At 34.1% G+C, this 22,335-nt stretch carries 21 protein-coding genes and 1 tRNA gene; 6 read left to right on the top strand and 16 right to left on the bottom strand.

The features are described 5' to 3' along the window. Positions 1-77: 77 nt before the first annotated feature. The 10 genes from CSW08_RS03295 to CSW08_RS03250 all read right to left on the bottom strand — a co-directional run bounded on the left by CSW08_RS03295 (position 78) and on the right by CSW08_RS03250 (position 10,623). The gene (locus CSW08_RS03295) at positions 78-1,070 is read right to left on the bottom strand and encodes a Gfo/Idh/MocA family protein (protein ID WP_106658480.1); all 993 of its coding nucleotides are present in this window, start codon (positions 1,068-1,070) and stop codon (positions 78-80) included. Then, the gene (locus CSW08_RS03290; protein ID WP_106658479.1) at positions 1,048-2,760 is read right to left on the bottom strand and encodes a sodium:solute symporter; all 1,713 of its coding nucleotides are present in this window, start codon (positions 2,758-2,760) and stop codon (positions 1,048-1,050) included. Before CSW08_RS03290 ends, CSW08_RS03295 begins: the two co-directional genes overlap by 23 nt. A 103-nt stretch (positions 2,761-2,863) precedes the next feature. Beyond that, complete coding sequence (locus CSW08_RS03285; RefSeq protein ID WP_106658478.1) at positions 2,864-5,389, bottom strand: PIG-L family deacetylase; 2,526 nt, start codon at positions 5,387-5,389, stop codon at positions 2,864-2,866. A 92-nt stretch (positions 5,390-5,481) separates the two neighbouring features. Then, positions 5,482-5,946, bottom strand: coding sequence for a hypothetical protein (locus tag CSW08_RS03280; RefSeq protein ID WP_106658477.1), 465 nt, complete (start codon positions 5,944-5,946; stop codon positions 5,482-5,484). A gap of 118 nt (positions 5,947-6,064) precedes the next feature. Further along, a complete protein-coding gene (corA, locus tag CSW08_RS03275; protein WP_106658476.1) occupies positions 6,065-7,132 on the bottom strand; it encodes a magnesium/cobalt transporter CorA in 1,068 nt (355 codons plus the stop codon). Positions 7,133-7,152: 20 nt separating this feature from the next. After that, positions 7,153-7,686: a mechanosensitive ion channel domain-containing protein gene (locus CSW08_RS03270; RefSeq protein WP_106658475.1), complete on the bottom strand. Its 534-nt coding sequence runs from the start codon at positions 7,684-7,686 to the stop codon at positions 7,153-7,155. Positions 7,687-7,752: 66 nt separating this feature from the next. Continuing rightward, positions 7,753-8,355, bottom strand: coding sequence for a Maf-like protein (locus tag CSW08_RS03265; RefSeq protein ID WP_106658474.1), 603 nt, complete (start codon positions 8,353-8,355; stop codon positions 7,753-7,755). After that, a complete protein-coding gene (locus CSW08_RS03260) occupies positions 8,355-9,272 on the bottom strand; it encodes a geranylgeranylglycerol-phosphate geranylgeranyltransferase (protein ID WP_106658473.1) in 918 nt (305 codons plus the stop codon). Before CSW08_RS03260 ends, CSW08_RS03265 begins: the two co-directional genes overlap by 1 nt. 90 nt (positions 9,273-9,362) lie before the next feature. Next, positions 9,363-9,872 (bottom strand): KdsC family phosphatase, encoded by a 510-nt coding sequence (locus tag CSW08_RS03255; protein ID WP_106658472.1) that lies wholly within the window; start codon positions 9,870-9,872, stop codon positions 9,363-9,365. Continuing rightward, positions 9,853-10,623 carry a Rossmann-like and DUF2520 domain-containing protein gene (locus CSW08_RS03250; protein WP_106658471.1) on the bottom strand — a complete coding sequence of 257 codons (771 nt, stop codon included), beginning with the start codon at positions 10,621-10,623 and terminating at the stop codon, positions 9,853-9,855. Before CSW08_RS03250 ends, CSW08_RS03255 begins: the two co-directional genes overlap by 20 nt. 179 nt (positions 10,624-10,802) lie before the next feature. Between CSW08_RS03250 and CSW08_RS03245 the strand changes: the two genes are divergently transcribed. The 3 genes from CSW08_RS03245 (at position 10,803) to CSW08_RS18225 (ending at position 14,705) form a co-directional block, all read left to right on the top strand. Continuing rightward, positions 10,803-11,189, top strand: coding sequence for a group III truncated hemoglobin (locus CSW08_RS03245; RefSeq protein ID WP_106658470.1), 387 nt, complete (start codon positions 10,803-10,805; stop codon positions 11,187-11,189). A 164-nt stretch (positions 11,190-11,353) separates the two neighbouring features. Beyond that, positions 11,354-14,542: a cytochrome c biogenesis protein CcsA gene (gene ccsA / locus CSW08_RS03240; RefSeq protein ID WP_106658469.1), complete on the top strand. Its 3,189-nt coding sequence runs from the start codon at positions 11,354-11,356 to the stop codon at positions 14,540-14,542. Between the two features lie 4 nt (positions 14,543-14,546). Beyond that, the gene (locus CSW08_RS18225; protein WP_203226843.1) at positions 14,547-14,705 is read left to right on the top strand and encodes a hypothetical protein; all 159 of its coding nucleotides are present in this window, start codon (positions 14,547-14,549) and stop codon (positions 14,703-14,705) included. Positions 14,706-14,778: 73 nt separating this feature from the next. On the opposite strand, the gene CSW08_RS03230 is transcribed toward CSW08_RS18225, so the two are convergent. Next, positions 14,779-15,435: an HAD family hydrolase gene (locus CSW08_RS03230; protein ID WP_106658467.1), complete on the bottom strand. Its 657-nt coding sequence runs from the start codon at positions 15,433-15,435 to the stop codon at positions 14,779-14,781. Between the two features lie 74 nt (positions 15,436-15,509). Between CSW08_RS03230 and CSW08_RS03225 the strand changes: the two genes are divergently transcribed. Then, positions 15,510-16,091: a TMEM175 family protein gene (locus tag CSW08_RS03225; protein ID WP_106658466.1), complete on the top strand. Its 582-nt coding sequence runs from the start codon at positions 15,510-15,512 to the stop codon at positions 16,089-16,091. Positions 16,092-16,155: 64 nt separating this feature from the next. On the opposite strand, the gene pckA is transcribed toward CSW08_RS03225, so the two are convergent. Then, the gene (gene pckA, locus CSW08_RS03220; RefSeq protein WP_106658465.1) at positions 16,156-17,787 is read right to left on the bottom strand and encodes a phosphoenolpyruvate carboxykinase (ATP); all 1,632 of its coding nucleotides are present in this window, start codon (positions 17,785-17,787) and stop codon (positions 16,156-16,158) included. Between the two features lie 365 nt (positions 17,788-18,152). Between pckA and bshB1 the strand changes: the two genes are divergently transcribed. Beyond that, on the top strand, positions 18,153-18,875 hold the full coding sequence (gene bshB1 / locus CSW08_RS03215) for a bacillithiol biosynthesis deacetylase BshB1 (protein ID WP_106658464.1): 723 nt from the start codon (positions 18,153-18,155) through the stop codon (positions 18,873-18,875). A 113-nt stretch (positions 18,876-18,988) separates the two neighbouring features. Next, a tRNA-His gene (locus tag CSW08_RS03210) sits at positions 18,989-19,064 on the top strand. A 76-nt stretch (positions 19,065-19,140) separates the two neighbouring features. Here CSW08_RS03210 and CSW08_RS03205 read toward each other — a convergent pair. The 4 genes from CSW08_RS03205 to CSW08_RS03190 form a co-directional block, all read right to left on the bottom strand. Next, entirely contained in the window at positions 19,141-19,689 is a 549-nt protein-coding gene (locus CSW08_RS03205; RefSeq protein ID WP_106658463.1) for a chlorite dismutase family protein, read from the bottom strand. Positions 19,690-19,709: 20 nt separating this feature from the next. Then, positions 19,710-20,723: a M28 family metallopeptidase gene (locus CSW08_RS03200; RefSeq protein ID WP_106658462.1), complete on the bottom strand. Its 1,014-nt coding sequence runs from the start codon at positions 20,721-20,723 to the stop codon at positions 19,710-19,712. Positions 20,724-20,768: 45 nt separating this feature from the next. Then, positions 20,769-21,824 (bottom strand): M28 family peptidase, encoded by a 1,056-nt coding sequence (locus tag CSW08_RS03195; RefSeq protein WP_106658461.1) that lies wholly within the window; start codon positions 21,822-21,824, stop codon positions 20,769-20,771. Positions 21,825-21,952: 128 nt separating this feature from the next. Next, positions 21,953-22,294, bottom strand: coding sequence for an FUSC family protein (locus CSW08_RS03190; RefSeq protein ID WP_106658460.1), 342 nt, complete (start codon positions 22,292-22,294; stop codon positions 21,953-21,955). Positions 22,295-22,335 lie beyond the last annotated feature (41 nt).

Below are 22,335 nucleotides of genomic sequence, written 5' to 3'. Positions count from 1 at the left end.
ACTTTTAAGAGTATTATGTATAACTAAAAGACCTAACTAGATTTAAATATTTAAATCTAGTTAGGTCTTTTAGTTTTTTAGTAGCTCAGTTTTATAATTCCCCTCACATCATCAAGCAGTTTGATAAGTTTTCTACTGAAATCAAACGTCATAATATCACTTTCTTTTTTGCCTTCTTGAAGTAGTTTATTGAAGTGCATGGTTTCATATTTGTAACCAAAAATGTTGCTATCATATCCAAAATCAATGGTTTCTTCTTTTCCATCTGAAATTAAAGTAACGGTACTCGGACAATGAAACTCACGATTGATTTTTATGGTTCCTTTTTCACAGTAAAAAATAGCTTCCGTTGGAAATACTTCCAAAATAGAACTTTTTAAATAGGCTTTTACGTCATCACCGTAATTAAAAACCATGTGGCATGAAGAATCTATTCCATTTTCAAAAAAAGTAGCCTTAGCTTCTATATTATTCGGCATTCCTAAAGTTGATAAACTTGCAAAAATAGGGTAGATGCCAATATCCAATAAACTACCACCTCCAACAGCTTTATTGAATAATCTATCTTTAGTGTCGAACGGTTTTTTAAATCCAAAATCACTTTCTATTTTCAGAATATTTCCATAGGTCTTATTTTCTAATTCCTTTAGTACATATTGATAATGCGGCAAGAAATAGGTCCAAAGCGCTTCCATTAAAAGCACATTCTTTTCTTTGGCTTTTGCAATCATGGCATCAACATCCTGAGCATTCATGGCAAAAGGTTTTTCACCCAAAACGGCGATGCCTTTTTCTAAACACATGATTGCATTTTCTTTATGAAGAGCATGAGGTGTTGCTATATAAACGGCATCAATATTTGGATCGTTTGCCAAATCCTCATAGGTTGCGTATGCTTTTTTTGCACCATATTTTTTTGCAAAGTCATTGGCTTTTTCCTGTGTTCTAGAGGCAACCGCATATAATTCAGCATCTTTAATGGTTAAAAGGTCGTTTGCGAATTTATTGGCAATACCTCCTAAGCCAATAATGCCCCATTTAATTTTTTTAGTTTGTGATTGTTCTGTCATTTCGATTTGTTATTTGTATTATACTTGCAATAGTAATAACTATGGTACACCCTACAAAATTTAACCATAGAAAAGGAAGATTAATATACTCGTGAAGGTCTAAAAAGTAAAGTGCAATGACGATGGCTTGTGTGAGTAATGCACTTATAAAAACGGCATTTCCTTTTACAAATTTAAAGAAAAATGCCAACAAAAATATGCCCAATACATTGCCATAAAATATAGAGCCAATAATGTTTACCAACTGTATTAAGTTTTCAGCAAGATTGGCAACACATGCAACACCAATCGCTATTAAGCCCCAAGCAAATGTAAACCATTTAGAAGCTTTTACCATGTGGTCTTCGGTTTTTTCACTGGTGTTACGTTTGTATAAATCCATGGTTGTTGTAGAACCCAACGCATTCAATTCGCTAGAAGTACTCGACATGGCGGCACTTAAAATAACGGCTAAAAGGAGCCCGATGAGTCCCCTGGGTAAATTATTTAAAATAAAATAAATGAACACATAATCAACGTCATTCTTTTCTACTTTAATTTTTTGCTTTTCAGCCGCTTTATCAATGAGTGACTTCGCTTTATCTCTGACGCTTTTATTAGCCTCATTCGCCAATACAATAGCTTTGGAAGCATCAGCGTTTTCATAACTTACGTATGATTTTATATGGTCCCGTTTGTTGTTAAAAATAATGTCTTCTTCTTGTTGAAGCGATTTATACTCTTCAGCAAATTCTGAATTCAGAATAAATTCCGTAGCATTAGGATTAAAGTTTAAAGGTGCTTGGTTAAACTGATAAAACACAAAAACCATAATGCCAACCAACAAAATAAAAAATTGCATGGGTACTTTTAACAAGCCGTTAAAAAGGAGTCCCAATTGCATTTCTTTAACAGATTTCCCAGACAAATAGCGTTGTACTTGACTTTGGTCGGTGCCAAAATACGACAGCATTAAAAATGTACCGCCAATAATACCACTCCAAAATGTGTAACGATTATCTAAATCAAAAGAAAAGTCCAAAATATTCATTTTCCCACTGGCACTAGCTATATGAAGCGCTTTGGTAAAGCTAATATCCTGAGGAAGTTTACTTATTATGATAAAAAATGCCACAAGCATCCCAATAAAAATAATCAACATTTGATGCTTTTGAGTGACATTAACCGCCTTTGTACCGCCAGAAACGGTATAAATAATCACTAAAAGACCGATGATAATATTAAGGATCAATAAATTCCAACCGAGCACAACCGATAAAATAATAGCAGGTGCAAAAATGGTGATGCCCGCCGCCAAGCCGCGCTGAATTAAAAATAAAATGGCTGTAAGGGTTCTGGTTTTTAAATCGAAACGGTTTTCAAGAAACTCATAAGCGGTATACACATTAAGCCGATGATATAAAGGAATAAAAACCATACAAATAACAATCATGGCTATGGGTAAACCAAAATAGAATTGTACAAACCCCATGCCGTCATTAAATGCTTGTCCAGGTGTTGAAAGAAAAGTAATGGCGCTGGCTTGTGTTGCCATGACCGATAAACCAATGGTCCACCATTTTGAGGTATTGCCTCCTTTAATATAGTCCTGTACATTTTTACTGCCCCGAGTTTGCCAAGTTCCATAGGCAACAATACTTAATAGGGTCACTAATAAAACAATCCAATCTATCCAATAGAGTTCTTGCATTGTTTTAAATGGATTTCGTTAAAAAATAAAATAAGATGATATAAACAGCATTCGCAACCAGCACCAGCGTGTACATCTTATTCCATTTATAATCTTTCATCCGTTATTGCTTTAAATTTTCTGCTTGTTTAATATCTTCTTTACCTATCGATAGCATATTGGCAAACAATCGGTAAGCTCCAGAAACCCCCTCTGGAAATTCCCTAAAAAAGCTTAATCCAGTATAAATATAGTAGCCTTTACCGTATTTAGCAACTAATAAACTACCATCTTTTGGTGTTTCACCTTTGTCGTTCATGGAAAGAATGGGTGTAAATTCGCTTGCCCATTCACCTGGATAATACAAACCACGTTCTTGTGTCCATCCTTCAAAATCTTCTTGGGTTATTTTGTTTGGGTAATTCAAAAGGGGGTGATTGGGCTCTAAAAAACGGACTTCGGCATTTTCATCAGTGACACGATCTCTAGATAATTTTAAATCATAAGGCGCTAATTTATCCACTTTTAATCTAGAATTGGTGTTGTACTGTACAATCATATTACCGCCTTTTTCAACAAAATCAAATAATAATTGTTGTTTGAATTTTAATTCGTCAATGGTATTATATGCTCTAATGCCAATCACAACGGCATCAAAGGTGTTCAACATGTCTGCACTGATATTTTCTGGATTTATAGTTTGTACATGGTAACCAATGTGCTCCAAACTTTCAGGGACGACATCACCAGCACCAGCAATATAAGCAATATTATTGCCTTTTTTCTTTATATCTAACCGCACAATTTTACTTTCACTTGGTTCTAAGATGGTTTGATATGGAATATGGTCGTAATCGATTTCAATGCGCTCTTTGGTATATATTTTATCATTAATATGGATGATTGGATTGATATACCCTTCACTTTGGTTCTTTGGCGGAATGATAGTAAAAATGAATCTTTGCTCTTGATCTTTAAAGGCGATGGAAACAGTTTGCTTTTCGGGAGATACGCTCCAATCCTTTGGATGATTTATTTCAACAAAACCTTCTAAATTGTCCCGACCTGCCTTTACGATGATTTCCACATTTTTCTGTTTGTCATTTTCAAAAATGATGACCTTTTCAGGGATTTTTGCAGCTGCTTCAGGAATGATTTCAAATGGGCGATATAACTCGCCTTTGTCTGGTTTTCCAAAACGATAAATAACATCTTTTGTGATGGTAATAGGTGAGTTGTTTATTTTCAAATTGATGTCAACCGATACTTGTCTTGGGGTTTCTGGCAAGCCTATTAAATTTTTATCATCTACTTTATACATGCCCAACGTGCCTTTTTCTGCCAACCAATAAGGTGTAGTATAGATTTCGTTATCTGTGATGGTATAATCCGTTTTTATGTTTTGCTTGATATTTGGTTTTAAAAGGGTGTTTTGTAGACTGGTTGTACCATCTGTTTTTGAAAAACTAACCAATTCAATAGGTGAATTGCTTCTATTTAAAGCTTCAATATTTACGTTGATTTTACTATTTGGCGTACTTGAACTCGTTTCTGCGGACGCTTCTAAATACAACCCGGCACAGGCCTCTATGATGGATTTTAATTCTTTAATTTTTATGGTTTTCCAATGGTCATCTTCAATGGTTTGAAGTAACTGGTATGCTTTCATTAAATCCGCTAGATGTACCGATGGGTCTTTAAAATTGAATTCATGTTCAACTTTATATAAAATATCACCAATCGCTTTACCGCCTTTTACACGGTTCCATGACGTATCAATACCCGAAAAAACAGTTTCATTATTTACTAAAGCATCTCCTTTTAAAAATTCAATATATTCATTTTGCGATCCTCTATTGGTTAGTCTCCCAAAGCCCTGACTTAAATGTTGGCTACTTGCCAACGAAGACACTTCATTATTTGACAGGCCTTTAAGCGGATAATAAATACCTGTATCAAAAGTAATTAGATTTGTTTTGTCTGCTTTTTCAAATTCTTCTGGACTTCCAAAAGCCCAAGGACTGGTATTATAAAATATGCGTTTTGGTTGCCAAACGTCGGCGATTTTCAGTAAATCTGGAAAGGCGGATTGGTCATTGGCCAAATCAAAAGCTTCAAAACTTAGCATGGCAGAACTGGTGTGATGTCCATGTGTTGTACCCGGAGTTCGGTGATCAAAACGGTTAATAATGACGTCTGGTTTAAATTTTCTAATAGCTAAAACAACATCACTTAATAAATCCTCTTTATTCCAAATAGATAAAGTTTCTTCCGGATCTTTTGAAAAACCAAAATCAGTAGCTCTTGTAAAAAACTGTTCACCGCCATCAATTCGTCTGGCCGCCAATAATTCTTGGGTTCTTATAACGCCCAATAAATGACTAATCTCAGGGCCAATCAGGTTTTGTCCCCCATCACCTCGTGTAATGGCTAAATACCCAGTTCGGGCTTTTACATGATTGGACATATAGGAGATAAGCGATGTATTTTCATCATCTGGATGCGCTGCCACATATAAAACAGACCCTAAAAAATTTAGTTTTTGAATGGATTCAAAAATTTCTGAAGATGAGGGTGTTGTTGGTTTTTGGGCATGTAAAATTGTAAAAGTAAGTAGTATTAATATGGAAGAAAGTATAGTTTTTCGCATGTTTATTTAGTTAGCTAAAAACCAAATATATAAAAGAAACCAGCACTTTTGCTGGTTTTAATCTTTATTTAACGGTTTTGAAATACGGGTATTTAGATTCCTTTGTAATCATTTTTTTTTTTGGGTTCGGCAGGAATGATACTTTGGAAGTTTTGATTAAAAAATAATTGCTGAATAGAGTCCATACGCTTCATCATGCTTTTAATGTGATCATCTTGATTCATGAAACCTTTGTAGAAAAAGTTGTGCGGGTTGAAATGTCCAGAAGCTGAATCTTGTTTGAAGAAATCATCAAAAAACGAATCGTTAAATAATGAATGGTTGTTAAAATGCTTTTGGAATAGCATCTTTAAACTATCGTTAATTTCTCCGTTAGATGAGTAGCTATAAGAATAAATAGAATCGTATTTTGTTAAATTGCCGTACTCGTCATATTCTTTGTTTACTTGAATATTTTCGTCTGGTTTTAAAGAGTTCTCTTCTGTTTTTTGTTTGTTTTGTGCTGTGCAATTATAAAATAGAAGAAAGAAAATTGGAATAAATTTAAGTGTTTTCATAGTTGATACATTTTAAATTAAACAATTTTATTTTTACTGAATAATTTCAAAAAATATACCAAAAGCTTTCAATAAAATGCACAGAATTTTAAAATGTCAAATTGACAGAAATCAAAATTTACAACCACTTCTTCCGCTTAAAATAATAAAGCATCCCTATAAAAAGGACAATCATAACACCCCAAAGAATAAAATAAGAATATTTATAATGGAGTTCTGGCATATAATCGAAGTTCATGCCATAAATACCCGCAATAAAAGTCAAGGGAATAAATATGGAAGCCATAATGGTTAATACTTTCATGACTTCGTTCATTCTATTACTAATGGTAGTCATGTACATATCCATTAAACTCCAAATCATTTCCCTATAGATATCAATATTTTCTGAAACCTGAATTAAATGGTCGTAAATATCGCGGTAAAAGGTTTTTGTTTTATCTAGAATGAGTGGGCTCTCGTGTTTTTCAATTCTGCTAATGACTTCGCGAAGAGGAAAAATGGCTCGGCGAACTCTTAACACTTCTCTTTTTAAATCCTGAATATCCTTGTTGATTGATTTGTCTACATGTCCTGAAAAGATACGACTTTCATAATCTTCAATTTTTTCGCCAAGACTTTCTATAATACTAAAATAGTGATCAACAATAGCATCCATTAAAATATAAAGCAAATAATCGGCCTGCATGGTGCGAACCCTACCTTTTCCATGCCTAATGCGGTCTCTTACGGTATCAAACACATCACCATCAGCTTCTTGGAAAGAAAGTACATAGTTTTTGCCAAGAACAAAGCTAACTTGTTCTGAAATGATGGTTTCGTTTTCGTCCTGATAAAGCATTTTTAAGACCACAAATAAATAATCATCATACTCATCAATTTTAGGGCGTTGTGAAATGCTTACAATATCCTCTAAAACTAAAGGATGTAAATTGAAGTGATTCCCTATTTTTTCAATTTCATTGACATGGTTTAAACCATTTAGGTTAATCCATGTAATAGTATCTATATGTTTAAATTCAAAAATGTCCTCAACATTATTTAATTCTTTATCAATACATTGCTCTATATTGTAATCAAAAGCCTCAATGAATAATTTTTTTGATGATTTGTCTCCAGTATAAATAACACTTCCAGGAGCTAGTCCTAATTTCTTATACCTTTTTTTACCTTTGAGTTTACCCATTTAATAAATGTATGAAGTATTTATATGGCATCCATGCCGTCATCAATAATGGCGTCTTTTTCAATAAGGGTTACGGCTTTTTGTAACATTAAATTATTGGGATAGGTTACTAGGTCGCCATTTTCCAAACGAAGGTGTAGCTGAAACGCTCTAATATCTTCTATAATGCCTTCTAAGGGAAAATCTTTATCGTGTATTTGAATTTTGTCTCCAACTTTATAAGGAAACGAGAAAAACATAATGATTCCAGAGGTGATATTACTTAAAATAGACCAAATAGCAAACAAACCAATACCAATAACAGCGAAAACCGAAGAGAAAAGAACAACTAATTTTTCTAATTTCGTTCCAAAAATAAATGGGATGATGATGAGGGCTATTAAAAATAACGTTACCGAAACATATCTATTGATTAAATGGATTCGAGCTATATTAATGCCGTTTCTTCTGGATATTTTTGTGATAAGCGTGGTTAAAATAAATCGGACGATAAGTAAAAAAAGAAGAAGAAATCCAGTAATTATAAATTCGCTTTTATAAGTTTCGAAAAACATTTTAAATTTTTTTAAATTGAATAATGAACCAAAGATACGTTAGAAAATAAAAAAGTGTTGTTCAATTTAGTGTTTTTGCAAATCATTAACAATATCATGCAACGATTTATAAACCATATGCGTTGGCATACCCATAACATTAAAATAAGAACCTTCCATATTTGTAACACCAATTTGCCCAATCCATTCTTGAATACCATACGCACCCGCTTTGTCAAGAGGCTTACAGGTTTTAATGTAATAATTTATTTCTTGGTCAGTTAAGCTTTTAAAAGTGACTTTTGTAATGTCGTTAAGCGTTTTTTCAAATTTAGTTGTTGTAAAACAAACCGATGTAATCACTTCATGAGTAGTATTGCTTAAAGATTTTAGCATTGCAAAAGCATCTAATTCATCTAAGGGTTTACCAAGGGCTTTTCCTTGATGCCAAACAATGGTATCGCTTGTGATAAGAATGTCGTTATCTTTTAATTCATCTTTAAAGGGAAGTGCCTTTAACTGTGCTAAATAATCACTGATTTCAAAATGCTTCAATCGAGAAGGATAGTCTTCTTTTATGGGTTTTAAACGAATCTCAAAATCCAACCCCAATTCTTTGAAAAACTGTTGCCGTCTTGGGGAACCCGAAGCCAAAATAATCCTGTGGTTTTTTAATTTTTCGCTTAACATTACCGTGTTGCATTATAGGTGTATAAAAGTAAGGAAAGCATTCCAAAAAGCATAATCCATTTAAGGATGTTACTAATATGGGTATAGTCGGTTTTTTTTTGTGCACTTAAAATTTTAATATTCAAATAGAGTAGTGGTGCCATGATAAAAATCAAGAAATAAATGACAGCGATTTGGTTGTTGTACAATGTATCCACCACATAATATCCAATGACAAACAGTGTCAATAGCGAAAGCCCCAAAATTATATATTTGGTATTTTCTTTTCCAATAATGATGGGTAGCGTATTCATGCCTGCTTTAGCATCGCCTTCCATATCTTCCACGTCTTTGTTTATTTCCCTTATTAAGTTTAAAATGAAAGCCATATAAGCGTAATTTAATATGGTTTTAAAATATAATAGTTGGATGGTTTGGTTTTGTTCGGTAATGTTAGGAATCAATTCAAAAACGCCAACAATAAGAATGCTTAAAGCCACTAAAATAGAAATAACCAGATTGCCTATTAAAAACAGTTGTTTCAAATAAGTTGAATACACATAAAGTAATACTGAAATAATAACGAATAGGGAGAAAAACCCACTTCTTCCAACGGAATTGGATAAGTAATATCCAACGCCAACGCCAATCACATTCAATATAATAAATAAATTATAAGCTGTTTTTTCTGAAATGTTTTTACCTACAATTATCTTATTTGGTTTGTTAATAACATCGGTTTCAACATCATTAATATCATTAATAATATTTCCAGCTGCGGCAATGCAAACCGTAGCGATAATTAAAAGAATGACGCCTAAGGTATCTAAACTCGTTGATGCCCCATAAGATTCCAGAAACGCATATTTAATCAGTAATTGCACCAAGGCAATCATCAATAAGTTCTTCCAGCGAATGAGGTTTAAAATGCCGTGCATTTAGTTAATAGTGAAAAGTGAATAGTTAATTTTGCTAACAGCTAACAGCTAACAGCTAACAGCTAACAGCTAACAGCTAACAGCTAACAGCTAAAACACCCACTTATCCTGAACTTTTAAAACCTGTTCAATCACATCTCGAACGGCACCTTGTCCACCATTTTTATGGGATATATATTTAGAAATTCCTTTTACCTCTGCTACGGCATCTTGTGGGCAACAAGGTAAACCAACAACTTTTAAAACAGGATAGTCTGGCATATCGTCGCCCATATAAAGGATGTTTTCTGTTTTAATATTATTGGTTTCTATGTATTCATAAAACTTTTCAAGTTTTTTGTGGGCTCCTAAATAGACTGTTTTAATGCCCAGGGCTTCTAACCGAATTTTAACGCCATCATTGGTCCCAGCCGATATGATGGCAACATTATAACCCGAGTTCACCGCGAATTTAAGGGCGAAACCATCCCTTACATTCATGATTCTTAAAAGTTCGCCCGTATTGGTAACATGCAAATCACCATTGGTTAAAACGCCATCGACGTCAAAAATAAAAGTGGTAATATGGTTTAAATATTCTTTATAGCTTTTTTCTTCCATGTGTCATATGTATTGAGTCGGTTAGTAATTCATAAATGGCTTTATGATGTGGGTTGTTATTTAAAATTTTCAAATGTTTTCTTATTGTTTTTTTATCATTGCGTTTGGCGGGTCCTGTTTGCGCCATATACGGTGAAAATTCTTGAACTTTGTTTGCGGTTTCAAGTATTAGCGGTTTTAATATATCGAAATCAGCCCCTTCACTTTCCGTGATTTCATGAGCGATCCTGTATAACTGATTTGTAAAATTGTTCACGAATACGGCTGCTAAATGCAACACACGTCTTTGATCGCTATTTACCTTTTTGGTGGCGCTTCCTATACTAATTGCCAATGATTTTAGAATATGGTAATCATCACTTTTAATAGCCTCAATACAAATAGGCACATTTGCAAAATCCATACAAGCATCTTTGCTAAACGTTTGTAGTGGATAAAAAACGCCACGTCTATGTTTTTTGTCTATATCATAAAGGCTAACACCTCCAGAAGTGTGGACTACCAATCGATTCTCAAACGGCAATTTTGATGATAATTCTTTAATAGCATCGTCGCTCACGGCCAAAATATACACATCGGCTTCTTTAAGTTGAGACAAATCATCAATAATAGCCACATCATTTTTATAGGGACTAATCAAGTCTAAATGTCTGTTATACCATTGATTAACAGATATTTCTTCTGTTTTTTTGAAAGCTTTGAATAAATGTGTGGCGACATTACCAGCGCCTAGGATTATTACCGAAATCATGTTGCTAAAATACAGAAGTTAAGTTGAAAGTTAAGAGTTAAAAGTTGAAAGTTTCAAAGTGGCAAAGTTTCAAAGTGGCTTAGTATAAATAGTTAAATTTCTAATATATATCTCAACTGTGAAGCCTTGAAACTTAAAAGCTTTGCAGCTTAAATAGAAAAAAGCGTAAATTTGTATGTATGAAAAACGATATCAAAACTAGGGAAGATGTATTCTTATTAGTGTCTACTTTCTATGTCAAAGTTAGGAAGGATGCTATTCTAGGGCCATTTTTTAATGATGTGATTACAGATTGGGATGCTCATTTAGACCGACTCACGACCTTTTGGGAATCTAGTTTATTTTTAAAAACGAAATATTTGGGTAATCCTTTGGAAGCACATGTGAAGGTGGACAATGAAAATAACAATACGATAACGGAATTGCATTTCGGACTTTGGTTAAACCTTTGGTTTCAAACGATTGACGAGCTTTTTGAAGGCGATTATGCCGAAAATGCTAAACGACGTGCCCGAAAAATGGGAACGTTTCTGTATTTAAAAATTTTTGAAGCAAGACAGTCTTAGTAAGCAGTTTTCAGTAGCAGTCACTTTTTTTTCAGAAACTCAGAATCTTTGCAACTTTGCAACTTTGTAGCTTTGCAACTCTAAAACATAGAAACTCTTAAACTTTAACACTTTAAAATAAACTATAATACTTAAATTTGCCCCACCTTAAAAGGGTTCATCTTATGCAAAATAAACTAGCTAAAATTCTTTTTTCTACCCGTCTCACAGCCGTTTTATTTATAGTTTTTGCTGCCGCTATGGTAACAGGTACTTTTTTAGATGCTGGACAAGATACTTCTCCAACTGCTTATACCAGAAACTTGATTTACAATGCGTGGTGGTTTGAAGCCGTTATGGGGATTTTTGTTATCAATTTTCTGGGGAACATCGTGAAATTTAGGTTGTATAAAAAAGAAAAATGGACGACCTTAATTTTGCATTTAGCGTTCATTTTCATCTTATTAGGTGCTGGTATTACCAGATATGTTAGTTTTGAAGGGATGATGGCGATTCGTGAAGGCGCAACCGAAAACACGTTTCTATCGGCGAAGACCTATGTTACGGCATATATAGATGGCGATTATGAGATTGACGGTGTAGCACAACGTTTACCATTAGAAAAGGAAGTGGATTTTTCGTACCGAATGGATAACGATTTTAAGATTGAAACCAAATACAACGAACAACCAGTCACCATTGAACTTGAAAAATTCATTAAAGGCGCAGAAGAAGATATTGTACCAGATGAAAACGGGGAATCTTATTTAAAAGTTGTGGAGTCTGGTGGTGACGGTCCTCACAATCACTTTTTAAAAGTAGGCGAGGTGGCAAGTATCCATAATGTTTTATTTGCATTTAACAAACCCACAGATGGTGCTATAAACATCACCTATAATGATGAAGGACTTACCATAAATTCGCCATTTGAAGGGGAATATTTAACCATGGCAACCATGGCTCAAGGGACTTTAGTAAAAGATAGTTTACAACCGTTAATGCTGCGTTCGCGCTATATTATTGGCGACATGCAAATGGTGTTTCCAAACCCTGTGGTAAAAGGTTTTTTTGATGTGGTTCAAAAATCTCAAATATTAAAAAATGATGAAGATGGTGCCGTATTTAAAATAACAACCAATGGAGAAACCAAACGTGTGGGTGTACTTGGCGGAAAAGGCATGGATAGAGCATTTAAGCAAATACAAGTTGGCGGATTGGATTTTGCTTTAAAATATGGTTCTAAAGTTATGGAATTGCCATTTCAAATTAAGCTAAACGATTTTGAGGCCGAACGTTATCCAGGTACAGAGAGGGGATATTCGGCTTATTCAAGTGAAGTAACCATATTTGACGAGAAAGAAGGCAGTTATGACTATAAGATTTTTATGAATAACATTTTAGATCATGGCGGTTATAGGTTTTTTCAATCTGGTTTCGACCCCGATGAAAAAGGAACAATTTTATCTGTAAACCACGATTATTGGGGCTCTTTGATTACATATATTGGGTATTTCTTGTTGTATTTTGGGTTAATGGCTATTTTATTTAGTAAACATTCCCGTTTTGGAGATTTAAAAAGGCAATTGGAAAAGGTTAAATCAAAAAAATCCAAATTACTTGCAGTTTTAATGTTGTGTTTTGGCTTAAATGGGTTTTCTCAAGACAATTCCGAACATGATGCTCACAATAATATAAAAGCCCAAAAGACATTAGTGGATTCTATTTTAAGGGTAAATATAACGCCTAAGGAGCATGCGGAAAATTTTGCTCACATGGTGATTCAGGATCTTAGCGGACGTATGATGCCTGTTAATACCTATGCATCAGAAATGCTTCGTAAATTAAGCAAGAATGATACTTATGAAGAGTTTGATGCGAATCAAGTCTTTTTATCCATGCAAGAAAGTCCCATGCTTTGGTATAACGTTCCTGTTATTTATTTAGCCTTAAAAAAAGGGGACTCCATTAGACATATTATCGATGTTGATGAGCGTGAAAAATATGTAACTCTATCAGATTTCTTCACAGAAAGAGGAGAATATAAATTATCACCTTATCTAGACGATGCTTATAAGACAAATCAGCCTAATGCTTACCAAACGCAATTTAAAGAAACAGATCAGCGGGTAACGTTGCTTTATAATACGCTAGAGGGTATGCCATTGAAAATTTTTCCTTTACCCAATGATGAAAATAATAAATGGATTTCGAATTACGATTATAAGAACGATGAGAACATTAAAATTACAGATTCATTATATGCCAATTTTATAAACAATGGCTTTAATGCTTATTTGTATATGCTGAATACCGCTAAGCAAACGGGGGATTTTACCGAACCCAATAAGTTCTTAGAAGCATTTAAAAAAACACAACAACGTTACGGCGGTTCCGTGATGCTTTCTGATGAAAAAATAAATACAGAGGTATTATATAATAAATACGATATTTTCAAGAAGTTATTTAGTTGGTACTTATATGCTGGCACCTTGCTTTTTATTGTATTGATTATTCAAATTTTTAAAGACAAAAGCAAAACTTTAAAAATAGTAGCGACCATATTTAAGGTTATTATAATTGGGTTGTTTTTGCTACATACTGCCGGATTAATTGTAAGATGGTATATTTCTGGACATGCCCCTTGGAGCGATGCCTACGAATCGATGATTTATGTGGCTTGGGCTACCATGTTTTTTGGCTTGGCCTTTGGTAGAAAAAGTGAATTGACCATAGCAGCTACCGCATTTGTAACCGCTATGCTTTTAATGATTGCTCATTGGAGTTGGATGGATCCTGCCATTGCTAATTTACAACCGGTTTTAAATAGTTATTGGCTCATGATTCACGTGGCAGTTATTGTGGCTAGTTATGGCCCTTTTACATTAGGAATGATTTTAGGTGTCGTGTCTTTATTGCTTATGATTTTTACCACGGAAAAGAATAAGGTTAAAATGGATTTAAACATCAAAGAACTTACCATCATAAACGAAATGTCACTAACCGTTGGTTTGGTCATGCTAACCATCGGAAACTTTTTAGGAGGTATGTGGGCCAACGAAAGTTGGGGGCGTTATTGGGGCTGGGATCCAAAGGAAACTTGGGCCTTGATAAGTATTATGATGTACGCCTTTGTAATTCACATGAGACTCATTCCGGGACTCCGCGGTAGTTGGTGGTATAATCTATCTTCAATCATGGCCTTTGGGTTTATTATATTTACCTATTTTGGAGTTAATTTTTATCTGTCTGGTTTACATTCATACCAATCTGGTCAGCAAATAGCAAGTTTTAACATCATTGCTATTGTTGTTGGTATAGTTGCTTTGTTAGGGTTTTTTGCGTATCGTGGGTATGCCAAGTTTTATAAGAAGTAATTTTATGGCTAAAACAGGTAGAGATAAAAACACAAAAAATAAAGCGAAGCATTCTAAGCTAATGGCTCAAAAAATAAGCAAGAAAAAAACAGAAGGGCAACTAAGAAAAGAACGCTTAAAAGCCATTATTAATAAAGCCAATCAAGATAAAAACGATATTTAGGTTATTTTAGACTTTCAATTTTAAAAAGTGTTTTTTTTAATTTTTTTAATTGTGTTCATTAATTAAGAAGGTATTAAAACAACTGCTTAATCTTATCATAACGTATGTCTTCAAACTTTTTAATAACCAAATCCGCTTGGCTATAATCTTGGTTTTTTGAGTGAAAACTATCATAAGCCACGCAAAATACGCCAGCACCTTTAGCTGCTAAAATACCATTGGTGGCATCTTCAATAACCATGCATTCTTCGGTTTTAAATCCCGATGCTTTAACGGCATTCATAAAAATTTCTGGGTGAGGCTTCGATTCTTTTAAATCGGCACCACTAAGTTTTGCTTTAAAATAGGGACTTAAATCGAAGCGTTTAAAAATCCTATCAATACTGGGCATAGTCGCCGATGAACCTAAAACCAAGGTAAGTCCGTTTTTATGATAATCCTTTATCAAATCCAACACCCCTTCCATAAGGTCAAAATTGGTATCATTTTCAAAAATAGCATCAAAATGTTTTCTTTTTAGATTTACTAAGGATTCGGGTGATGCTTCAAGTTTATAGATATCACACAGTTGTTTGCAAATATTTAAGGTCGATTTTCCCGTAAACGATTCATAAAGGGCATCAGGCACTTCAATATTAACGTCTTCAAACATCTTATGGTAGGCAATATTGTGCAAAGGTTCACTTTCAATAATAACCCCATCCATATCAAATATAACAGCTTTTAACATTTTATTTTTTTTGCGAATTTATAAGAATATTTAGTATTTTAATAACTTTAAAAGTGAATTAATAGATTAATAAGATGACAAAAGGAAGACTTGAAGCCTTCACCGATGGTGTTTTGGCAATTATAATTACCATTATGGTATTGGAATTAAAAGTACCCCATGGAGGCAGTTTTGAGGATTTAAAATCGTTATTACCTGTTTTTTTAAGCTATGTATTGAGTTTTATATATTTAGCGATTTATTGGAATAATCATCACCACATGATGCAAACGGTTAAGCATGTTACCGGCACTATATTATGGGCTAATATGCATTTGTTGTTTTGGTTATCTTTAATTCCTTTTGTAACGGGTTGGATGGGAGAAAACCATTTTACAAGTGCCACTGTATTTTTATATGGCATCGTACTTTTGGGTGCTGCCATTGCTTATTTTGTTTTACAAAACCTTATTATTAAAAGTCATGGAGATAATTCTATTTTAAAGAAAGCTTTGGGCAAGGATTTAAAGGGTAAAGTATCTCCTGTTTTATATTTATTAGGAATCTTGTCTTCATTTATAAGTATTTGGATTAGTGGAGCTTTATATATTCTGGTTGCCATTATTTGGTTAATACCTGATACCAGAATAGAGAAAGCACTTAAGAACGAAAGGTAAATACATGATTAATAAAATAAAAAGGAGCTCCAATCGGAGCTCCTTTTCTTCTTGAAAGCACTTATTAAATGTGTTCTTCTAAGTGATGATGCTCATCAATTAAGGGACCACCTTCCATAATTTGTTTAGAAGCTTCATTAGCAAATTTTTCAAAGTTTAGATGGAATGAATGTGCTAACTGTATAGCTTTACCTATGTAAGCTCCTTTTTGCAACCAAGTATTCATTGGGTCTAATATTTCAGTGGGGACACCTGGGCAATATTTAGGCATAAATAAACCAAATATTGGGTTTTGTTCATAATCTACATGATCTAATTCGCCATTTAATATGGCAGTAATCATAGCTCTTGTGTATTTTAGTTTGATTCTAGAGCCAACACCATAAGGTCCAGCACTCCAACCAGTATTTATTAACCATACATTAACACCTGCATCCGACATTTTTTTACTTAACATTTCGCCATAAACCGTTGGGTGTAATGGCATAAATGGCGCGCCAAAACAAGCAGAGAATGATGGTACAGGCTCTGTAATACCAGCTTCAGTTCCTGCTACTTTGGCAGTGTAACCAGAAATAAAATGGTAAGCAGCTTGTCCTGGGGTTAATTTAGATACTGGAGGCAATACACCAAAAGCATCACAAGTCAAGAAAAATATATTTTTCGGGTTATTGGCATACAATGTCTCTTGTATGTTATCAATATGATAAATAGGGTAGCTTACACGAGTGTTTTGAGTGATGCTGCCATTTAAATAATCCACTTCGCCATCAGCTTTAAATACCACATTTTCCAATAAAGCCCCTGGTCTTATCGCTCTAAAAATGTCTGGTTCTTTTTCTTCGGTAAGGTCAATTACTTTTGCATAGCAACCTCCTTCAAAGTTAAAAATAGTGTTATCTGCAGTCCAGCCATGCTCATCATCACCAATTAATTTTCTATCAGGGTCAGCAGACAATGTTGTTTTTCCTGTACCAGATAATCCGAAGAAAATGGCAGTATCGCCATATTTTCCAACGTTAGCAGAACAGTGCATTGGCAACACGTTTTTTTCTACTGGTAAAATTAAATTTAAAGCAGAGAAAATACCTTTTTTAATTTCTCCAGTATAGGCAGATCCACCAACCAAGGCTATTTTTTTAGTGAAATTTATAATTGAAAAATTACCTTGACGTATGCCGTAATCACCAGGGTCTGGGCACACATAACCTGGTGCACAAAGAACCAACCAATCTTCTTTAAAGTTTTCTAAGTCTTTTTCACTAGGTCTTAAAAACATATTAAAAACAAATAAGCTAGACCAAGGTAACTCGGTAACGGTTCTAATATTTGTTCTGTATTCTGGTTCGGCACATACTTGGCCGTCTCTTACATAAATTTCTTTTCCAGAAAGGTATTTGGTAACTTCTTTTTCTAATCTATCAAAGTTTTCAGGAGATACGGGTTTGTTAACATTTCCCCACCAAACTTTATCTTTTGTATAATCATCTTTTACAAGAAAACGGTCTTGAGGAGATCTACCGGTAAATTTACCAGTATTAATAGCTAAGGTACCGTTAGGGGTTTCTTTACCCATGTTTTTTTCGACGGTAATTTGTTGAAGTTTTTCAGGGGATAAATTCCAATGTGCTGTGACATCTTTCAAACCATACGGTTCTAATCCTGATTTTTGTTTAAGTGTTGCTGAATCTTTCATTTTATTAATTTTAAGGTTCCCATTAATTGTATTAATGTATATGTTTAAGTATTGTTATTTAATTTTACATTTGCATGCATTTCACGTGACTGCTTTTATTATATAGTAAAATTACTGTGGAAGAGCTTCAGGATTTATGATTAATGTCATACTTTACTGTTACACAGTATTTTTCAACTATTCATATTTTTTTGTACGTTTATATAAAGAAAGTAAGAGCGAATACGTTTTCGTAATATTGAGTAATGATTTTTTTGATGCTTTTTTCGGTAGTTTTGATTTTTTAATAATGTTCAAACGTTTACATTTTGTGAAATTCACAATAAAAGCATCTAAAAACTAAGTTTTTTAATAAAATAATTAAAATGAAATTAGACATACTTGCAATTGGCTCACATCCAGATGATGTCGAGTTAGGTTGTGGTGCTACCATTGCAAAAGAAATAGCCAAAGGCAAAAAAGTAGGCATTATAGATTTGACCCAGGGAGAATTAGGAACTAGGGGCAGTGCTGAGATTAGACATGAAGAAGCTACCAATGCTGCAAAAATACTTGGGGTAACCCTTAGGGAAAATATGCAGTTTGCTGATGGCTTTTTTGTAAATGATAAAGAACACCAATTAGCACTCCTAAAAATGATTCGTAAATACCAACCTGAGATTGTGATTTGCAATGCGGTTGAGGATCGACATATAGACCATGCCAAGGGCAGTAAGTTGGTGAGCGATGCGTGTTTTTTAAGCGGATTGATTAAAGTGGAAACCTTTTTGGAAGGGAATGACAAACCGCAAGCGGTATGGCGACCAAAACAAGTGTACCACTACATACAATGGAAAAACTTGAAACCCGATGTTGTTGTTGATGTGACTGGGTTTATAGACACCAAATTAAAAGCGGTTTTTGCTTATAAAACACAATTTCACGGCACAAGCAATAATGAGCCAGAAACCCCTATTTCCAGTAAAAATTTCGCGGACAGTATTTCCTATAGAGCTAGGGATTTGGGCCGATTGGTAGGGGTAGAGTATGGTGAAGGGTTTACGGTAGAACGTTATTTGGCCGTTGATAGTTTGTTTAATTTGAAGTAGTTAGTTTAAAGCTTTACGTATTTAAAATTTCTTAGTTAAAATATTATAAAAAGGCTTTGTAGAAAAACAGAAATCAGTTACATTTGCACTCGCATTTAAGATGCGTGCTACATGGTGGTTGTAGCTCAGTTGGTTAGAGCATTGGTTTGTGGTACCAAGGGTCGCCGGTTCGAGCCCGGTCTTCCACCCAAAAAGTAAAAGCCTTTCAATCCCGATAGCTCTCGGGAGAAAGGCTTTTTTTGTCATATACAATCTAAACGTGTTTTTATTCCCTTATAAGTCTAATGTCTATCTCTCTGTCCACGTATTTCCATTCTTCTGTTTTGCGCAATGAATATACAAGCTCTTCAAAGGCCTCTGAATCTGAAGGGGCATATTCAAAAAAGGTTATGAAATCAAATGGTTCGCCAATATCTCGGCAATGATATAATTTGCGTGCAATAGCGGGCAAATATTTAAGTCCTGTTTTTGTATGGTTCGACTGTGCTTCAAATATCTTTCTTCTTTCGTCTTGGGCAAGAGTCCACCAAACTTCAGATTTTTTTATAGGAATTAGAGCGGCTTTTGTTGCTTCTGGTCTACCAAGATCAGCCTGTATTGAAATCAGTTTTTCTTTTTCTTCTTTTTCTGTATATCGAATATTACTTATTAAGCCTTTAAGAGACCAAACCCCTTCACTAGATTTTACAGTAGAACTCTTTACTATTTTTAGGTAGGGAGCTTGTTTAAGCGTTTCTCCAACTATGGGCTCCATTTTTAATATTTTCCACTGTCCGTGGTTGCCTCCAATAAAATCAAAAATATTATCTATCATATTTAATCGCTTCTGTTTTTTCAATCCAATTTAATCCTATCTTCTCTATTAACAATTTCCCAAGCAGTGTAAAAAATTAATTGGGCACGTTTTGCCAGCAAATCGTATTCGATTTTATCGGGGGTGTCTGTTGGCCTGTGGTAATCGGCATGGGTACCGTTAAAATAGAAAATAACAGGAATATTGTTTTTTGCAAAATTGTAATGGTCTGATCGGTAATAAAAACGGTTTGGGTCGTTATCTTCATTGTACGTGTAATCAAACTCCATGTTTAAATACTTCATGTTAACCGCTTCCGATAGGTCATGGAGTTCAGTGCTTAATTTATTGGACCCTATTAAATATAGGTAATTCGGATTGTTTTCATGTTTGGCATCTATACGGCCAATCATGTCTATATTTAAATTGGCGACCGTGTTTTCTAATGGAAATACTGGGTCTACATCGGCATAATATTGAGAGCCATAAAGTCCTAATTCTTCTCCTGTTACATGTAAAAATAGAATGCTTCGCTTTGGTCTTAATCCTTTATCTACAGCATCTTTGAATGCTTTAGCGATTTCTATAATAGCTACGGTACCAGAGCCATCATCATCCGCACCATTATATACTTCTCCTCTTTTAACGCCTTCATGGTCTAAATGTGCGGAAATAATAAGCACTTCGTCTGGTTTTTCAGAGCCTTTTATATATGCAAGTACATTTTCGGATGCTTTGGCTTTTCCGCCAAAAAAGGCTTCTGGGATTTCTTGAAAATAATCACCATCTGCAATGGGTGAAGGAATCCCCATGGTTACATAATGGTCCTTAATAAAATTGATGGCTTTTTTTTGACCTGGTTCTCCTGTTCTACGGCCTTCAAATTCATTGGAAGCAAAGGTGTATAGCATATCTTTTAAATGCTCAGCAGCTATGGTATTCGCAAAATATGAAACATCTGGAATTGCCTTTTTTGAATTTGAACTAGCATTTTGGGAAGTACCGCAATTAGAAAACATAATCGTGATGCTTAAGAGCAACATTATTTTTTTCATCTGAATTTTTTATAAAAAGTAAGTGCAGTAAATATAGGTATAATTTTAATTTAAAAGAAGGTCGTTTTTGGTATCAATCACTAATCTATTTGGTTGATTGGCCAATTGCCATGCGGTTGCAAAAATGAGACGTGCACGATTTTGCAATAGTTGATAATCTATTTTATCGGGGGTATCAGTAATTTTATGGTAATCATCATGTTCTCCATTAAAATAAAAAATAACGGGAATTCCATGTGCCGCAAAATTATAATGGTCTGATCTAAAATAATAACGATTGTCATCGTTTTCAGCATTAAATCTATAATCTAAATTGATATTAAAATAGGTGTTGTTTACTTTTTCAGAAAGGTAGTGTAGCTCTTTGCTAAGTCTATCAGAGCCTATTAAATAGATGTAATTTTTATCCTCTTTATGAATGTTATCTATGCGCCCAATCATATCAATATTAAGATTGGCGATGGTGTTTTCTAATGGAAATACGGGGTTTTGGGTATAATATAAAGAGCCTTGTGTACCAATTTCTTCTGCAGTAAGATGTAAAAATAAGATACTTCGTTTGGGTCCATGCCCATCGATTTTTGCTTGTTGAAAGGCTTGGGCTATCTCCATAATGGCTACCGTTCCAGAACCATTATCATCAGCGCCGTTATATACCTCACCGTTTTCGTCCATACCAAGATGATCTAAATGCGCGGAGATTACAATCAATTCATTAGGCTTTTCTGAACCTTCAATATATGCCATGACATTTTCTGAAGCTTTGATATTATTTGAGAAGAAGGTCTCAGGTATGTTTTGGTAATATAGTGAGTCTCCAAAAGGGGACGCTATTTTTTCTTTTGTATAATAATTTTTAAGAAACTGAGCCGCTAATTTTTGTCCTTTTTCACCAGTTTGTCGCCCTTCAAATGCATTAGAAGAAAACGAATAGAGTTCTTTACTTAACTCTTTTGATGTTATGGTTTGGGCATAATTGACAACCAAGGTACTATCAACAATGGTGATACTATCCTTTAGATTCTGGATTTTTGTGGTGTATTTTGTAGTGGCACAAGTACCAACTAATGCGAATGCTGAGAGAATGCAAAAGGTTTTCATGTGGCTTCGAGGGTTTTTTCACATGTAACTCGCCAATAATCAATTTTTTAGGGGCATAAAAAACGTTAATATGCTAGTTTCATTAAAATTATAAGCAAATATATAAAAACTATGTAATAAAACTACTACTATTCAATACTTATATCTTCTAAATCCAGATCTTCCAGCTCTTCAATAGCTTCTTGTTTCGATTCTTCTTCTTTTATAATCAATTCTTCTGTATTGGTCACTTCAACTTTAGTAAACACAGCTTTGTAAATGGTTATTGAAAGCGCTAGGATGGTCAATAAAAAAGTGAATTGGATAATTTTTTTTACATACCCAGCTTTTTTTGATAAGTAAAAGGCAATTAAACCAAAGATAAGTGCTGCTATTGCAGGGAATATAGCCAGATTAGAAAGAGGTAATACCGATAAAATAGTGGCTAATATAGCTGCTATAAGACCTAAAATTATAAATACTTGTTTCATCTGTTAAATTTATTGTTTTTCAGTGGTCAGATAGAACACCT

It is taken from the genome of Confluentibacter flavum (genome assembly GCF_002843175.1).
In the GTDB taxonomy this organism is placed as follows: domain Bacteria; phylum Bacteroidota; class Bacteroidia; order Flavobacteriales; family Flavobacteriaceae; genus Confluentibacter; species Confluentibacter flavum.
The sequence above is the reverse complement of the archived record's forward strand: the minus strand, read 5'-3'. Positions and strand labels throughout refer to the sequence as shown.

Excerpts from the sequence above, each read along its gene's own strand:
- CSW08_RS03295 (WP_106658480.1), bottom strand. The coding sequence starts at position 1,070 with ATGACAGAACAATCACAAACTAAAAAAATTAAATGGGGCATTATTGGC.
- CSW08_RS03290 (WP_106658479.1), bottom strand. The coding sequence starts at position 2,760 with ATGCAAGAACTCTATTGGATAGATTGGATTGTTTTATTAGTGACCCTA.
- CSW08_RS03285 (WP_106658478.1), bottom strand. The coding sequence starts at position 5,389 with ATGCGAAAAACTATACTTTCTTCCATATTAATACTACTTACTTTTACA.
- CSW08_RS03280 (WP_106658477.1), bottom strand. The coding sequence starts at position 5,946 with ATGAAAACACTTAAATTTATTCCAATTTTCTTTCTTCTATTTTATAAT.
- corA (WP_106658476.1), bottom strand. The coding sequence starts at position 7,132 with ATGGGTAAACTCAAAGGTAAAAAAAGGTATAAGAAATTAGGACTAGCT.
- CSW08_RS03270 (WP_106658475.1), bottom strand. The coding sequence starts at position 7,686 with ATGTTTTTCGAAACTTATAAAAGCGAATTTATAATTACTGGATTTCTT.
- CSW08_RS03265 (WP_106658474.1), bottom strand. The coding sequence starts at position 8,355 with ATGTTAAGCGAAAAATTAAAAAACCACAGGATTATTTTGGCTTCGGGT.
- CSW08_RS03260 (WP_106658473.1), bottom strand. The coding sequence starts at position 9,272 with ATGCACGGCATTTTAAACCTCATTCGCTGGAAGAACTTATTGATGATT.
- CSW08_RS03255 (WP_106658472.1), bottom strand. The coding sequence starts at position 9,872 with ATGGAAGAAAAAAGCTATAAAGAATATTTAAACCATATTACCACTTTT.
- CSW08_RS03250 (WP_106658471.1), bottom strand. The coding sequence starts at position 10,623 with ATGATTTCGGTAATAATCCTAGGCGCTGGTAATGTCGCCACACATTTA.
- CSW08_RS03245 (WP_106658470.1), top strand. The coding sequence starts at position 10,803 with ATGAAAAACGATATCAAAACTAGGGAAGATGTATTCTTATTAGTGTCT.
- ccsA (WP_106658469.1), top strand. The coding sequence starts at position 11,354 with ATGCAAAATAAACTAGCTAAAATTCTTTTTTCTACCCGTCTCACAGCC.
- CSW08_RS18225 (WP_203226843.1), top strand. The coding sequence starts at position 14,547 with ATGGCTAAAACAGGTAGAGATAAAAACACAAAAAATAAAGCGAAGCAT.
- CSW08_RS03230 (WP_106658467.1), bottom strand. The coding sequence starts at position 15,435 with ATGTTAAAAGCTGTTATATTTGATATGGATGGGGTTATTATTGAAAGT.
- CSW08_RS03225 (WP_106658466.1), top strand. The coding sequence starts at position 15,510 with ATGACAAAAGGAAGACTTGAAGCCTTCACCGATGGTGTTTTGGCAATT.
- pckA (WP_106658465.1), bottom strand. The coding sequence starts at position 17,787 with ATGAAAGATTCAGCAACACTTAAACAAAAATCAGGATTAGAACCGTAT.
- bshB1 (WP_106658464.1), top strand. The coding sequence starts at position 18,153 with ATGAAATTAGACATACTTGCAATTGGCTCACATCCAGATGATGTCGAG.
- CSW08_RS03205 (WP_106658463.1), bottom strand. The coding sequence starts at position 19,689 with ATGATAGATAATATTTTTGATTTTATTGGAGGCAACCACGGACAGTGG.
- CSW08_RS03200 (WP_106658462.1), bottom strand. The coding sequence starts at position 20,723 with ATGAAAAAAATAATGTTGCTCTTAAGCATCACGATTATGTTTTCTAAT.
- CSW08_RS03195 (WP_106658461.1), bottom strand. The coding sequence starts at position 21,824 with ATGAAAACCTTTTGCATTCTCTCAGCATTCGCATTAGTTGGTACTTGT.
- CSW08_RS03190 (WP_106658460.1), bottom strand. The coding sequence starts at position 22,294 with ATGAAACAAGTATTTATAATTTTAGGTCTTATAGCAGCTATATTAGCC.